Genomic DNA, 14,355 nt, shown 5'->3' on the forward strand with positions numbered 1-14,355 from the left:
AGTGGCGGCACCGCTTCCCGCGGGCAGACCTGGCGCGGATTACTGCGCCTTGCCCGGCGCGTTGTCCGGCGCGTTGGTGCTGCCGTTGCCGGTGTTGCCGTTGTTCGGCATCTTCTTGGTGCTGTGACGCGGCTTTTGCGTCTTCGACGTCGGGTGCGGGTTCGACGGCGTCATGGTCTGGGCGCCGGGCGTGGGGGTCTGCGGCGAAGTCGGCGAGGCCTGGCTGGGCATCGGCACCGAAGGATCGGTCGTCGTGCCGCCGCCGGGGCCGGCCGCGCCGCCGCCTGCAGCGCCTTGGGCGAAACTCAGCGCCGAAGCGCCGGCGAGGGTCAGGGCGGCAACGGAAATAATCAGCTTCTTCATCAGATGGACTCCTTTGCTTTGCGCTGCACACCTAAGGAAAGTCTGTCGTGCAGGCATCACTTGCGTCAGTGAGATTCCAGTCTAAGAAAGCGCATCCGATGGTGCTGTAAGCCTTTGTAATGGTTTGTAATTCGGCTTTTTCAGTTAGTCATCCGAACGACTCGACCAGAACACCTGATTCACGCCGGGCAGCGTCTCGAGGTGATCGGTCAGCGCGTCGAGTTCGCCGGCCTTGACGGCGGTCGGCAGAAGCAGTGCCTCGATTTCGACTTCGGACTCGCCGAACGGGTGGATGTCCAGCGCACGCACCGGATAGTTCGAGGCTTCGAGCCATGCTTCGACCTTGTCGAGCACATCGCGCTGGACGGTGCGCGCGCAGATGACCGACAGCGCGTAGGTCGCTTCGGACGTGGCTTCGTTGATCGGCGCGCGGTTGATACGGTTGACGACCGGTCGCAGCAGCGTGTTGGCCGCGAGCACGAAGGCCGCGACCACGACCGCTTCGACGATCAGGCTCGCGCCCGCGGCGGCGCCCACGGCCGCCGAGCCCCACAGCGTGGCCGCCGTGTTCAGGCCGCGCACGGACGCGCCGTCTTTCATGATGGCGCCCGCGCCGAGGAAGCCCACCCCCGAGACGACGTAGGCGATCACGCGTGTGTCGCCGGGCATGAGCCGCATCGACAGGTCGACGAAGGCGGCGGCGCCCACGGCGACCAGCACGTTGGTGCGCAGGCCTGCCGTTCGCTGGCGGACTTGCCGCTCCACGCCGATGATCGTGCCGAGCACGAAGGCCACGAACAGGGAGATCGTCGTGTTGAGCAGCGGCAGGAGCTGGAAATTCTGGAGGCTTTGCAGTGCGTGCATGGTACGTCTCGGTCGGCGCCGGCAGGAGAGGGAGGTCGGAACAAGCGCAAGCGCAGGTCCAGGCGCGCTCGGGCGCGCAAGGCCTGCGCGTCGTGCACAACAGGGGCACAACAGGGAACAGCAGGGCACCACGGGCCATCGCGCAGAGGAAAGCGGCGACCCGAGGGGCCGCCGCAATTATGCCTTCAGTTCGTGACGAAATGCGTTACGGCAGGCGCGGGGGCATGCGAGAGGACATGGGTTCCGCGATCTTGGTCACGACAGTTGCGGCGCGAGCAGACGTCGTGCCGTCGCCTCGTCCACGCCCGTGCGTTCCATGAAGTCTTCGACCTGATCGGGGCCGATCTTGCCGACGCTAAAGTACGTGCTGTCCGGGTGCGACAGGTAGAAGCCGGATACGCTCGCCGCAGGCAACATGGCCAACGATTCCGTCACGCTCATGCCGATTTCGTGCGCCTGGAGGTAGTGGAACATCGGCCCCTTCACCGAGTGCTCCGGACACGCCGGGTATCCCGGTGCCGGACGAATGCCGACGTATTGCTCCTTGATGAGGGCGTTGTTGTCGAGTTGTTCGTCGCTCGCGTAGCCCCAGAAGTCGCGTCGCACGCGGGCGTGCATGCATTCGGCGAAGGCTTCGGCCAGACGATCCGCCAGCGCCTTGAGCATGATCGCGCTGTAGTCGTCGTGAGTGGCGAGGAACCCGGCCTCCCTGGCGTCCACGCCAAGGCCCGCCGTCACGGCGAACACGCCGATGTAGTCGGCCACACCGCTGTCTTTCGGCGCGATGAAGTCGGCCAGCGAACGGTTCGGGCGGCGCACGCCGTCGACCACCGGGCGCTCGCTTTGCTGGCGCAGGTTATGCCACGTGAACGCGACCTCCGTGCGAGATTCGTCGGTATAGATCTCGATGTCGTCGTCATTCACCACGTTCGCGGGCAGCATGGCGATCACGCCGTTGGCGGTGAGCCAGCGACCCTTGATCAGGCGATCGAGCATGTCCTTGCCGTCGGCGAACACGCGCTGCGCCGATTCGCCGACGATCTCGTCGTTCAGAATCGCGGGGAACGGTCCGGCGAGATCCCACGTCTGGAAGAAGGGGCCCCAATCGATGAAGTCGGCCAGCTCGGCGAGGTCGTAGTTCTTGAACACGCGCCGGCCGATGAACTTGGGCCTGGGCGGCACGTAGGACGACCAGTCGACCTTGAACTTGTTCTCGCGCGCGGTGGTGAGCGACACCATCGGCGTGGCCTTGCGGTTGGCGTGTTGGGCGCGCACGCGTTCGTAATCCGTCTTCACCTCTTCCAGGTACCGCTCGGCGGCGTCGTCGGAGAGCAGGTTCGAGGCCACCGAGACCGAACGCGAGGCGTCGGGCACGTAGATCACCGGGCCGTCATAATTCGGCGCGATCTTCACGGCCGTATGCACGCGCGAGGTCGTCGCACCGCCGATGAGCAACGGGATGTTGCGCAGGCGGAAATAGTCGTCGCGCTGCATTTCCGAGGCCACATAGGCCATTTCCTCGAGACTGGGCGTGATGAGGCCCGACAGGCCGATGATGTCGGCGCCTTCTTCCTTCGCCTTGGCGAGGATTTCGGCGCACGGCACCATCACGCCCATGTTGACGACCTCGAAGTTGTTGCACTGGAGCACCACCGTCACGATGTTCTTGCCGATATCGTGCACGTCGCCCTTGACCGTGGCGATCACGATCTTGCCCTTGGAGCGCACGTCTTCGCCGGCGGCCGCCATGCGTGCCTTTTCTTCCTCGATGAACGGCACCAGATGCGCGACGGCCTGCTTCATCACGCGCGCGCTCTTCACGACCTGCGGCAGGAACATCTTGCCCGCGCCGAACAGATCGCCCACGACGTTCATGCCGTCCATGAGCGGGCCTTCGATGACCTGAATCGGACGTCCGCCCGCCGCGGCGATCTTCTGGCGCACTTCCTCGGTGTCTTCCACGATGAACGTGGTGATGCCGTGCACCAGCGCGTGCGACAGGCGCGCCTCGACCGGCTGGTTGCGCCACTCCAGGTTTTCCTCGCGCTTTTGCGCCCCGCCCTTGAAGCGGTCGGCGATTTCCAGCAGACGCTCGGTGCTGTCGTCGCGCCGGTTGAGTACCACGTCTTCCACGCGCTCGCGCAGCTCGGGATCGAGATTCTCGTACACGCCGAGCTGGCCGGCGTTGACGATGCCCATGTCCATGCCCGCCTGAATCGCGTGGTACAGGAACACGGTGTGGATTGCCTCTCGAACGATGTCGTTGCCGCGGAACGAGAACGACACGTTCGACACGCCGCCGCTGATCTTCGCGCCGGGCAGGTGCTGCTTGATCCAGCGCGTGGCGTTGATGAAGTCGACCGCGTAGTTGTTGTGTTCCTCGATGCCGGTGGCAACCGCGAAGATGTTGGGATCGAAGATGATGTCCTCGGGGGGGAAGCCCACTTCGTCGACGAGTACGCGGTAGCTGCGCTCGCAGATCTCGATCTTGCGCTGGTAGGTATCGGCCTGCCCCTGTTCGTCGAAGGCCATGACCACGGCCGCGGCGCCATAACGACGGATGCGTTTGGCGTGCTGCACGAACGCGTCCCTGCCTTCCTTGAGCGAGATCGAGTTGACGATTGCCTTGCCCTGCACGCACTTCAGGCCCGCCTCGATCACTTCCCACTTCGACGAATCGATCATGATCGGCACGCGCGCGATGTCCGGCTCGGAGGCGATCAGGTTCATGAAGCGAACCATTGCCGCCTTCGAGTCGAGCATGGCCTCGTCCATGTTGATGTCGATGACCTGCGCGCCGTTCTCGACCTGCTGGCGGGCGACCGCGAGCGCTTCGTCGAACTGGCCGTTCAGAATCATGCGCGCGAACGCTTTCGAGCCCGTGACATTGGTGCGCTCGCCAACGTTGACGAACAGCGTGCCTTCGCCGATGTTGAAAGGCTCGAGGCCGGACAGGCGCATCGGCGGTACGAGGGACGTTTGGCTCATGGGGCGGATCCGTTCAGTGGAGGGCGCATCGCGGCTTCGGGGCGACGCGCCGGGTGTCTTGCTTTCAGACCTGTCGATCTATCGGACGTGTCGTCGCCGGACACGCCGGCGACGGCGGGGCGGCGCTCAGACGTCGGCGCTGCGGTATTGCGACGGCCAGCGGCGCGGCTTCACGTCGGCCAATGCCTTGGCGATCTCGGCGATATGCTCCGGCGTCGTGCCGCAACAACCGCCCGCCAGATTCACCAGCCCGGCCTGGGCAAACTCCCTGAGCAGGCCGGAGGTCACGTCGGGCGTCTCGTCGAAACCGGTGTCGCTCATCGGATTGGGCAGGCCGGCGTTCGGATAGACCGACACATACGTGTTGCAGAGCTTCGACAGCTCGGCGATGTAAGGACGCATCAGCGTCGCGCCCAGCGCGCAGTTCAGGCCGAACGTGAGCGGGCGGGCGTGGCGCAGCGAGTTCCAGAAGGCCTCGACCGTCTGGCCGGACAGAATGCGCCCGGACGCGTCGGTCACCGTGCCCGAGATCATGATCGGCAGCAGCTCGCCGGTGTCTTCGAACAGTTCGTCGATGGCGAAGAGCGCGGCCTTGGCGTTGAGCGTGTCGAAGATGGTCTCGACGAGAAACAGGTCCACACCGCCGTCGAGCAGCGATTTGGCTTGCGCATAATACGCGTCGCGCAACTGATCGAAGTCGACGTTGCGCGCGCCCGGATCGTTCACGTCCGGGCTGATGCTCGCCGTCTTGGGCGTCGGGCCGATGGCGCCGGCGGCGAAACGCGGCTTCTCCGGCGTGCTGAAGGCATTGCACGCCTCGCGCGCGAGCCGCGCGGACTCCCGGTTCATCTCGTCGGCCAGCGCTTCCATGTGATAGTCGCTCTGGGCGATCGTGGTCGCGCCGAAGGTGTTCGTCTCGATGATGTCGGCGCCCGCTGCCAGATACTTGCGGTGGATCTCGCTGATCACGTCCGGGCGGGTCAGCGAGAGCAGTTCGTTGTTGCCCTTGACGTCGTGCGCGAAGTCGGCAAAACGCTCGCCGCGATACTCGGCCTCGCCCAGCTTGTATTGCTGGATCATGGTCCCCATCGCGCCGTCCAGAATCAGGATGCGCGACTCGAGCAGCGCAGGCAGCGCCTGCCCGCGCGTATAGGCGCGCGTGGATGGCGTGGCGTTTGCGGCGGGTGGGGTTGCGGTGGTCATGACGGACGTCGCCTTGGAGTGGCCGGAAAACCTATAATTGTAATGGTTTTGGCGGCATTCGCCCGCGAGCCGCGCCGTTTCCCACTATTTCGATAACGATATGGAATTCCTTCTGCCGGGCGCCGCCCACCAGTTTCTGCAAGCCAATGCCAACGCGCTGTTCGTCGATTGCCGCAGCGAGATGGAATACCTGTTCGTCGGGCATCCGGCCGGGGCCATCCACGTGGCCTGGAACGACGGCCCGGACTGGGAGATCAACCCGCATTTCGTCCAAAGCGTTCGCAAGCTTGCGGGCGCGGGCGGCGACCGGCCGGTACTGCTGATCTGCCGCAGCGGGAATCGCAGCACGGCGGCGGGCGAAGCGCTGGAGGCCGCGGGTTTCCTGAACGTCTACGGTGTGCTGCACGGCTTCGAAGGCGATCTGGACGCCACGCACCACCGCAACGCCGTGAATGGCTGGCGCTTCGAGGGTCTGCCCTGGGAGCAGTGCTGAGCCTGACATGAGGTCAAGCCTTGGTGCCATGAAAAAACCCTCGCCATGGCGAGGGTTTTTCGTGTGGCTGCACCGCGTGCGGTGCCGACGTCAGTGGAGCACGACCGGATTCGTCATGAAGGTGTCGAACTGTCCGAGAAATTCGTCGACTTCGTCTTCGGAAGGCTCGGTGGCGATCAATTTCTGCACCTCTTCACGGAATTGCCGGGCAAGCGTGCCGTCGAGAAAGATCTCACGGCCAGCGGTCTTGTCCACGATTTCATAGCCACCGGCAGACAGCGAGTGATTGCCGTTATCCGCGGCAAACTCAACGACACAGTAATTCGGGCTGTTGTAAATCATGAGCATGGCAACTCTCCTGGTGTTCCTGCATGGTCCTTGGTACCCACATAGGGGCGACGCGGCGCGATTTCAAGAGGCAGTGCCCCATGATTCGCTTATCGGCACACCGGCTGACGAATTCAATGGCGAATTCAATGGTTTCGGCCCTCCTTGGTCAAAGGTCCCGCTTCAGGTCCCGCATTCTGCAGGGTTCATACGTTAGATGCGGCCCCTTGCAAAAACGTTGCAAGGGCATTGGTTACGAACTGTTTCTGCTCGACGATCGACAGATGCGCGGCGTCGGGCACGACCACCAGACGGGCGCCGGCGATACCGTCGGCAATGCGCTGCGCGACAGGTGGCGGGGTGGAGGGATCGTTTTCCCCTACCAGCACCAGCGTCGGCGTCTCGATTTCGTGCAACCTCGATCGCACGTCGAACGCGGCAAGCGCTTCGCACGCCGCGGCAAAACCCTCCGGATGGGCGCCGGCCACCAGCGCCCGAATCCGCTCGGCCCGATGCGGATGACGCTTGCGAAACCCCTCGCTCAACCAGCGGTCCAGCGTGCCATCCGCCAGCGCCTTCATGCCATGGTCGCGGGCCTGCGCGGCGCGCTCTCGAAAGCGTTTGGCGTCGGCCTCGTCGTAGCCGGCGGTGGTGTCGATCAGCGTGAGGCTGGCAATACGCTCGGGGGCGTCGAGGGCGACCTGCTGGGCGACTGCGCCGCCCATCGAGATACCCACGAAATGGGTGCGGGGGATTTCCAGTGAACTGAGCAGTGCCGTGGCGTCCGCGGCCAACTGCTTGACGGTGTAGGGCCCATGGGGCACGTCGCTGCGGCCGTGGCCGCGGCTGTCGTAGCGCAATACCCGGAAATGTGCCGCCAGTTCGGGCACCAGATCGTCCCAGACCGTCAGGTCCGCACCCAATGGGTGCGCCAGCGTCAGCCAGGGACCATGGCCGTCCACCACGTAATGCAGCGATGCTCCGTTGGCACTGACTTTCATATTGTCCGGCCTCCCGAATTTCGTCGATACATTGGCGAAGTGGCGTCGATGCACTGGGATGTTTCCGATTATGTCAGGAACACGTAACTTGTGCAGCGCGATTCGTAGTAGTGGGGCAACACTTCGTCGGGCGACCGCATGGCCGCTACATCCGCGCTGGGTTTGCGCAGGGTGTGCGCTGGATTTGCGAGAAATCGCTCGACAATCTAAGGAATTCAGGGCGCGGATTTCTGGGTGAATATCAACTCGAATTCGTTGCCTGACGGCTCGGTCTGCTTCACGCGCACCGGCATCCAGTCGAGCGACGGCGCGAGCCAGATGTCGACACGCCGCTCGTCGCCCGCCTTGCGCGGCAAGCGCGTGAAGTGGCGCGTCTCGACATACCCCTGCGGTGTGGTCAGCGTCTCGCTGCCCACGTACTGCACCGGCCACACTTCGCTGCTATCGGTGTCGACCACGGTGAACTCATGCGTGACGCCCACCTGCGTGTAGCGTTCGGGGTTGCCCCGCGCGTAGCTCGCCAGTTGCATCATCACGCTGAAACGGTCCTGGGCGCCAGGTGCGAGCGGCGCCGTCTGGCCCGAGCGCGAGAACGTCAGCGTCGGGGCGCCTTCGCGAAGGAAATCGGTGACGTACTCGGCCCGCCGCCCGCGTTTTTCCACGTAACGGGACGGCGCGATGCCGTTCACGTCGAAGCCGCCTTCGCTGATGAACTCGAACGTTCCGAAAAAGATGATCGGCACGGCAATGCGCAGTCGGTAGTGCCCGTTCTCGTTCACCCATTGCAGTTGGCCGGTCTGGTTGCGCACACCGTTCATGAGCGCGTCGTAAGTGAGCGTGGCGGATGGCGGCGGATCGAACCTGTCGCCATTGGCAGCCGCCGCCGTGAGCGGCGGGCCGGGCGGCGCTTGCGCCGCCGCATCGCTCGCTGCCGCGTCCGGGGTGTCACCCGCGCCGGCGACGGTCTCGGAGGCCGCCTGCGGACCGGGCGTATCGGCCGTGGCGGGGGCCGCCAGCGAGTCGGGCCGCGCCGGGGGCGCGGCCGGCTTGGTCACGGGCTTGGTCACGGGCTTGCGCACGGGGGGCTTCGTCGGCTTCGGGGGCGGTGGCGTGGGCGAGGCCTCAGGGGCAGGGGGCGCCACCGGCTTGAGTGGAATCAGCGTGATCGGAATGACGGGGATCGGCGTGTCATCGAGCGGCGTGCGATGCAGGGCGACCCACATGGCGAGGAGTCCGTGCGCGACGAGCACCGCCGCGAGCACGGCCGTCCAGACGAGCCATGGCCGGCGCCCGCCCGGCGGCCTGGCGCCGGACGCTGCATTGCGGGAGCGGCCGTTGGGATCGGAGTGATCAGGACGGGGGGGGCCGGAAAGGCGTGGGTCGCGCGAAGACACGGGAATCGAAGAGCCGGAACGTCAGTGCGTCAGCATCTCACATTGCGATGAATGTCGGTTCGACAGTTCGCACCCACCGCCGTTCAGACCGCGCCGCCACCTTGTGGCTCAGGGCCGGTGGCCGGGCGCCTGCGCATGGCCCAGATCCGCAGAGAGCTTTTGCGCGAGGGTGCGCAAGGCCGTGTCGATCGGTCCGCCCCAACTGGCGTCGAAGCGGCTTTCGGGGCCGAGCGCCATGAGCCCCATGACGAGTTGCCCTGTCGCGTCGAACACCGGCATGCAGAACGCATTGACGGACGGCAACACCGTGCCTTCCACGCGTGCCGCACGGTGTGCGCGCACATCGTCGAGCACCGCATCGTACTGCGCTCGCGTGGCCGGCAGGTGGTGGCGCGAGGCGTGCTGCAGGGCGGTGAGGGCCGCGTCGATGAGCGGCGCCGTCTGACGGGCCGGCAGGTAGGCGGCGAAAAGGCGTCCGGCCGCCGATTCGAGCATCGGCATCACGTCGCCCAGACGCAGTGGCACGCGCATCGGGAACGTTGACTCGAGCCAGTGCACGACGGTCGGTCCCTGGTTTCCCCAGACGGCGAGACCGACCGTCTGATCGATGGCGTCGCGCAGTTCGGACAGGGCAAACCGGGCGGCCTTGAAGGCGTCGATGCGCGCGAGATGGGCGAGGCCCATGCGCAGCGTGAAGGGGCCGAGGTCGTAACGGCCGCTCACGGGGTCCTGCACGATGAGCCCCAGCCGCTGGAAACTCACGAGATAGCGGTGCGCCTTGGCGGGATTCATGCCCGCGGCGTGGGCGAGATCGCGCAGCATCATCGCGTTCGACGCCTCGGTGAGAACTTCGATGAGCCGGAAGCCGACCTCGATGGACTGAATGCCCGAGCGGGTCTTCTCCTCGTCGGGCGCGGTGTCGTCGTGATCGATCTTGTTGTTTGGGTCAGGCGCTGTCATGTGTCTCCGTTGTTCTCGTGTACGTCGTGTGCGAAAGCGTCTTCGGCTTCGTCATTTTCCTTCAGCGGCGTTCGCGGCTCGCCGCGGATTGCCGCCGCCGTCGCGGCGCGGGGCGCTCAGGTAGAATCGTGCGCTTCAAGCGCCATTCTATCGGGCCCGAGACCGCCCGCAGACTCCCACACATGAAACTTGCCACTCGTAAGGACGGCACCCGTGACGGCCAGTTGATCGTCGTCTCGCGCGACCTGTCGACCGCCTGCATTGCCGATGCCATCGCCCCCACGCTGCAACGCGTGCTCGACGACTGGACCTTTTACGCGCCGCAACTGCAAACGCTTTACACCGAGCTCAATCATCATCGTGCGCGCAACAGCTTCGCGTTCGACCCGGCCGAGTGCATGGCGCCGTTGCCGCGGGCGTATCAGTGGGCCGACGGTTCGGCCTACGTGAATCATGTCGAGCTGGTGCGCAAGGCGCGCGGTGCGGAAATGCCGCCCGAGTTCTGGACCGATCCGCTCATGTATCAGGGCGGCAGCGACGACTTCATCGGTCCGACGGACGACATCGTGTGCGCGTCGGAAGACTTCGGTATCGACTTCGAGGCCGAGGTCGCGGTGGTGACCTCGGACGTGCCCATGGGCGCGAGCCCGGCGCGTGCCCTCGAGGGCGTGCGTCTGCTCATGCTGGTCAACGACGTGAGCCTGCGCAACCTGATCCCGGCCGAACTGGCCAAGGGCTTCGGCTTCTTCCAGAGCAAGCCGGCGAGCAGCTTCTCGCCGGTGGCGATCACGCCCGACGAACTCGGTGACGCCTGGCGCGACGGACGCGTGCATCGTCCGCTCACGGTGAAGTGGAACGACAGGAAGTTTGGTGCGCCGGAGTGCGGCGAGGACATGGTCTTCGATTTCGGTCAGCTCGTGGCCCATGTGTGCAAGACACGCAACGTGCGCGCAGGCACGATCGTCGGCTCGGGCACCATCTCGAACAAGGATCGCAGTCGCGGAAGCGCGTGCATTGCCGAGAAGCGCATGCTGGAGACGATCGACAAGGGCGCCCCGGAGACGGCATTCATGCGCTATGGCGATCGCGTTCGCATCGAGATGTTCGACGCACAGGGCAAATCGATCTTCGGGGCCATCGACCAGGCGGTCGCGCCGCTCGACGAATAACAAATAGCGCGCGCGCAACGTCGCGCGTTCGCGCCGTGCGATGCCCGGAATATCGGGCACGGCGGGTGTTTGCGCGGCGCGGGGCGTGGTATCCATAGGGTGAACCCGGATATGGCGGGCAATTCCGGCTCCGCTATTCTTTGTCTCCTTGAGTCGGTTCGCACCCCTAGCGGGCGAGCCGGCCCTAATTTTCGCCGGCGCGACGTGGGGCACCCATTCCGGGAGTCCTGCGGATAGAAAAAAACAGCGCAGGCCAGACCAGGAGATTTTCCATGCGAAACCCCGTGCGCACTGTCTTGTTGGGTGCGATGTTGCTGGCGCTGGCCGGCGGCGCCGCTGCTCAGGTCAAGATCGGCGTGAGCATCTCGCTTACCGGCCCCGCCGCCTCGCTCGGCCTTCCCGCGCGCGACACCATTGCCATGCTGCCGACCGAAATCGGCGGGCAGAAGGTCGATTACATCGTGCTTGACGACGCGTCGGATACCACGACGGCCGTCCAAAACACCAAGAAGCTCATCTCCGAGAACCACGTCGACGCCATCATCGGCTCGTCGATCACGCCGAACACGCTGGCCATGCTCGACGTGATCGCCGCAGGCACCACGCCGACGATCTCGCTGGCGTCGTCCGCGCGCATCATCGAGCCGGTGGACGCCAAGCGCTACTGGATGTTCAAGACGCCGCAGACCGACGCGCAGATGGCATCGGCGATCGCCGAGCACGCAAGCCGTCATGGCGTGAAGACGATGGCGTTCATCGGCCAGGGCGACGCGCTGGGCGAGGCGTTCTATGAAGAAGTGGCGAAGTTTGCCGGGCTGCACAAGATCAAGATGGTGGCGAGTGAGCGCTTCGCGCGCACCGATCCGAGTGTGACGGGGCAGATCCTGAAGATCATGGCGACGAACCCCGACGCCGTGGTGGTGGGCGCCGCCGGCACTCCGGCCGCACTGCCGCCGAAGGCGCTCGCCGAGCGCGGTTACAAGGGCATCGTGTATCACAACCACGGCGTGGGCAATAACGACTTCCTGCGCGTGTGCGGCAAGGACTGCAACAATACGTACCTGCCGGCCAGCCCGGTGCTCGTGGCGTCGCAGTTGCCCAACGACCATCCGGCCAAGGCCGTGGCACTCGACTACATCAAGAAGTTCGACGCCAAGTATGGCCCGGGCAAGGTGGCGGCCTTCGGCTCGTATGCCTGGGATGCCGGCATTCTGCTCCAGCGCGCGATTCCGATCGCGCTCAAGACGGCCAAGCCGGGCACGCCGGAATTCCGCAAGGCGCTGCGCGACGCGATCGAGAGCAGCAAGAACGTGCACGTGTCGAACGGCGTGATCAACATGAGTCCGACGGATCACCTCGGCCTCGACCAGCGCGCCCGCGTGATGGTGAAGATCGAAAACGGCAAATGGGTGATCGCGCCGTAAGCGGCCCGACGCCCCCGGATCCTTCATGGATGTGAGCGACCCGACGGCGCTCGCATCGACCTGTTGACCGTCGGCGGTGTCGGCATTGTCCGGCGCCGCCGTTTCCCATCCCCGCCTGTGCGGGGATATTTTTTTGGAGCGGTAAGCCATGTCGCAAGACCCCTATCAACACTATCAGTCGCTGCAATTCAAGCGGCATCCGAACGGCGTGCTCGAGCTGATCATGGGCGCCGGTGCGAACAAGAGCGGCCTGTCGACGGCCGACCATCGCATGCATCAGGAGCTGGCCGACGTGTGGCGCGACATCGATCGCGACGCGCAAACGCGCGCCGTCGTGATTCGCGGCGAGGGCAAGGGATTCTCCGGCGGTGGCGACCTCTCGCTTGTCGAGGACATGGCGGACGACTTCGCCGTGCGCGCGCGCGTGTGGCGCGAGGCGCGCGATCTCGTCTACAACGTGATCAATTGCAGCAAGCCGATCGTCTCGGCCATGCACGGCCCGGCCGTGGGCGCGGGCCTGGTTGCCGGGCTGCTGGCGGACATTTCGATCGCGGCGAAGACTGCGCGCATCATCGACGGCCACACGCGCCTGGGGGTGGCCGCCGGCGATCATGCGGCCATCGTCTGGCCGCTGTTGTGCGGCATGGCGAAGGCGAAGTACTACCTCTTGCTGTGTGAGCCGGTGTCCGGCGAGGAGGCCGAGCGCATCGGCCTCGTCTCGCTCGCGGTCGACGAGGCCGACCTGCTGCCCAAGGCATTCGAGGTGGCGGACAAGCTCGCGAGCGGTTCGACGACGGCCATCCGGTGGACCAAGTACGCGCTGAACAACTGGCTGCGCAGTGCGGGGCCGTCGTTCGATGCGTCGCTCGCGCTGGAATTCATGGGCTTCTCCGGGCCGGACGTTCGCGAGGGCATCGCGTCGCTGCGCGAGCGCCGCGCGCCGGACTACAAGGGTGACGCGCCGTTCTGACACACCAAGGGCACGGGCTGGGCGTATGATCGGTACAAGCGCCCCCCGGGCCCCGCAGCGCATGGCCTGCCGGTGAGCGGGCATGCCGTCCGTCCCGGACCACGACTGGAGACTGTAATGAGCGATTCGACGAGTGCCATGCCCAATGGCTTCGACATTCTCAAGAAGATGTGGGAGGCGTTCAGCCCGCCCGCGACCTTCACTTCACCGCTCACGCAGTTGATGCAGAGCGCCACACCGTTGCTCGATCCGAACGAGATCGAGAATCGCATTGCCGAGATGCGCGCCGTCGAGCAGTGGCTCACGCTGAATCTGAACGTGCTGCGCTCGACGATCCAGGCGTTCGAGGTGCAGCGCGCGACCTACGCCACGCTGCGCGCGTTCGGCACGGGAGGCTTCGGCGCGGCGAGCGACGCAGGCGACGCCGCGCATCCGGCACAAGGCGGCGACGCGCCTACGCCCCCCTTTGGGCAAACAGGCGTGGGGGACTTCTGGCGCTCCCCGTTCGGGGCGGCGGGCGCCGCGCAGGACGTGGAGGCGTCGTCACCGGCCGCGGCAGAGCCGGAGTCGGCGCCCGAGCTCCCGGCCGATTCGCAGGAGGCGCCACCCGAGGGCGACGGCACGGTGCCGCCGTTTGCCCAGGCGGGCAATGCCTATGGCGCGCTCGACCCGTCGCTCTGGTTTAACGCCATGCGGGCGCAGTTCGATCAGATCGCCGCCGCGGCGCAGGCCGCCGGCATGTCGGCCGCGCAAATGACGGAGGCGGCCGCTGCGCAAATGTCCGACGCGGCTGCCAAGGCGACTCAGGCGACTCGGGCGACGCCGTCGAGCGCCGGTGCGGCCAAGGCGTCGAAGACCACTGGCAAGACCGCAGGCAAGACGGGCGCGGCCGCAAAGAGTGGCGCGGCAGGCAAGGCGGCGGGGAACGCTGCCGGGAAGGCCGCTGCGAAAACGGCCGCCAAGCGCGCGCCCGCCGACAAGAAGACGCCCGCGAAGTCGGCCACGGCCAGGACTGCCGCGAAGACATCGACCCGCGCGTCGACCAAGACCGTGAAAGCCACCCGCGCCTCGACGGTGTCGGAGGGGGCGCCGGTCAAGGCGCCGGGCAAGCAGGCGGCGTGGAAGTGGTGACGCCGAAGGGCGCCATCGGACGCCATGACGCGCGCAACCGCGTGTCGCCGCCGTCCATCCACGCTCGG

Annotated in this window: 13 protein-coding genes; 5 read left to right on the plus strand and 8 right to left on the minus strand. The window is 65.8% G+C overall.

What is annotated here, in order from left to right; translation table 11 throughout:
- Positions 1 to 39 precede the first annotated feature (39 nt).
- From W930_RS0111225 to W930_RS0111240, 4 genes are all read right to left on the minus strand, one after another.
- The gene (locus W930_RS0111225; protein ID WP_023597886.1) at positions 40 to 363 is read right to left on the minus strand and encodes a hypothetical protein; all 324 of its coding nucleotides are present in this window, start codon (positions 361 to 363) and stop codon (positions 40 to 42) included.
- 144 nt (positions 364 to 507) lie between these two features.
- Positions 508 to 1,218 carry an MgtC/SapB family protein gene (locus W930_RS0111230; RefSeq protein ID WP_023872915.1) on the minus strand — a complete coding sequence of 237 codons (711 nt, stop codon included), beginning with the start codon at positions 1,216 to 1,218 and terminating at the stop codon, positions 508 to 510.
- A gap of 264 nt (positions 1,219 to 1,482) precedes the next feature.
- Positions 1,483 to 4,224 (minus strand): methionine synthase, encoded by a 2,742-nt coding sequence (gene metH / locus W930_RS0111235; RefSeq protein ID WP_255343979.1) that lies wholly within the window; start codon positions 4,222 to 4,224, stop codon positions 1,483 to 1,485.
- Between the two features lie 117 nt (positions 4,225 to 4,341).
- Positions 4,342 to 5,418 carry a homocysteine S-methyltransferase family protein gene (locus W930_RS0111240; RefSeq protein WP_023597883.1) on the minus strand — a complete coding sequence of 359 codons (1,077 nt, stop codon included), beginning with the start codon at positions 5,416 to 5,418 and terminating at the stop codon, positions 4,342 to 4,344.
- A gap of 100 nt (positions 5,419 to 5,518) precedes the next feature.
- Between W930_RS0111240 and W930_RS0111245 the strand changes: the two genes are divergently transcribed.
- Positions 5,519 to 5,911, plus strand: coding sequence for a rhodanese-like domain-containing protein (locus tag W930_RS0111245; protein ID WP_023597882.1), 393 nt, complete (start codon positions 5,519 to 5,521; stop codon positions 5,909 to 5,911).
- 90 nt (positions 5,912 to 6,001) lie between these two features.
- Here the strand turns inward: W930_RS0111245 and W930_RS0111250 are convergent, their stop codons facing one another.
- The 4 genes from W930_RS0111250 to W930_RS0111265 form a co-directional block, all read right to left on the minus strand.
- Positions 6,002 to 6,259 (minus strand): DUF3567 domain-containing protein, encoded by a 258-nt coding sequence (locus W930_RS0111250; RefSeq protein ID WP_023597881.1) that lies wholly within the window; start codon positions 6,257 to 6,259, stop codon positions 6,002 to 6,004.
- 185 nt (positions 6,260 to 6,444) lie between these two features.
- Positions 6,445 to 7,239 (minus strand): 3-oxoadipate enol-lactonase, encoded by a 795-nt coding sequence (gene pcaD, locus W930_RS0111255; protein WP_023872917.1) that lies wholly within the window; start codon positions 7,237 to 7,239, stop codon positions 6,445 to 6,447.
- A gap of 215 nt (positions 7,240 to 7,454) precedes the next feature.
- Entirely contained in the window at positions 7,455 to 8,462 is a 1,008-nt protein-coding gene (locus tag W930_RS27065; RefSeq protein ID WP_145929417.1) for a DUF3108 domain-containing protein, read from the minus strand.
- Positions 8,463 to 8,741: 279 nt separating this feature from the next.
- Positions 8,742 to 9,593: an IclR family transcriptional regulator gene (locus tag W930_RS0111265; protein WP_023597878.1), complete on the minus strand. Its 852-nt coding sequence runs from the start codon at positions 9,591 to 9,593 to the stop codon at positions 8,742 to 8,744.
- Positions 9,594 to 9,775: 182 nt separating this feature from the next.
- On the opposite strand from W930_RS0111265, the gene W930_RS0111270 reads away from it, so the two are divergent.
- The 4 genes from W930_RS0111270 (at position 9,776) to W930_RS0111285 (ending at position 14,287) form a co-directional block, all read left to right on the plus strand.
- Entirely contained in the window at positions 9,776 to 10,762 is a 987-nt protein-coding gene (locus tag W930_RS0111270) for a fumarylacetoacetate hydrolase family protein (RefSeq protein ID WP_023597877.1), read from the plus strand.
- A 272-nt stretch (positions 10,763 to 11,034) separates the two neighbouring features.
- On the plus strand, positions 11,035 to 12,186 hold the full coding sequence (locus W930_RS0111275; protein WP_023597876.1) for an ABC transporter substrate-binding protein: 1,152 nt from the start codon (positions 11,035 to 11,037) through the stop codon (positions 12,184 to 12,186).
- Positions 12,187 to 12,334: 148 nt separating this feature from the next.
- A complete protein-coding gene (locus tag W930_RS0111280) occupies positions 12,335 to 13,156 on the plus strand; it encodes an enoyl-CoA hydratase/isomerase family protein (protein WP_023872920.1) in 822 nt (273 codons plus the stop codon).
- Positions 13,157 to 13,273: 117 nt separating this feature from the next.
- Positions 13,274 to 14,287 (plus strand): PhaM family polyhydroxyalkanoate granule multifunctional regulatory protein, encoded by a 1,014-nt coding sequence (locus tag W930_RS0111285; RefSeq protein WP_023872921.1) that lies wholly within the window; start codon positions 13,274 to 13,276, stop codon positions 14,285 to 14,287.
- Positions 14,288 to 14,355 lie beyond the last annotated feature (68 nt).

The sequence above is a fragment of the Pandoraea sp. E26 genome, assembly GCF_000681415.1.
Taxonomy (GTDB): Bacteria; Pseudomonadota; Gammaproteobacteria; order Burkholderiales; family Burkholderiaceae; genus Pandoraea; species Pandoraea pnomenusa.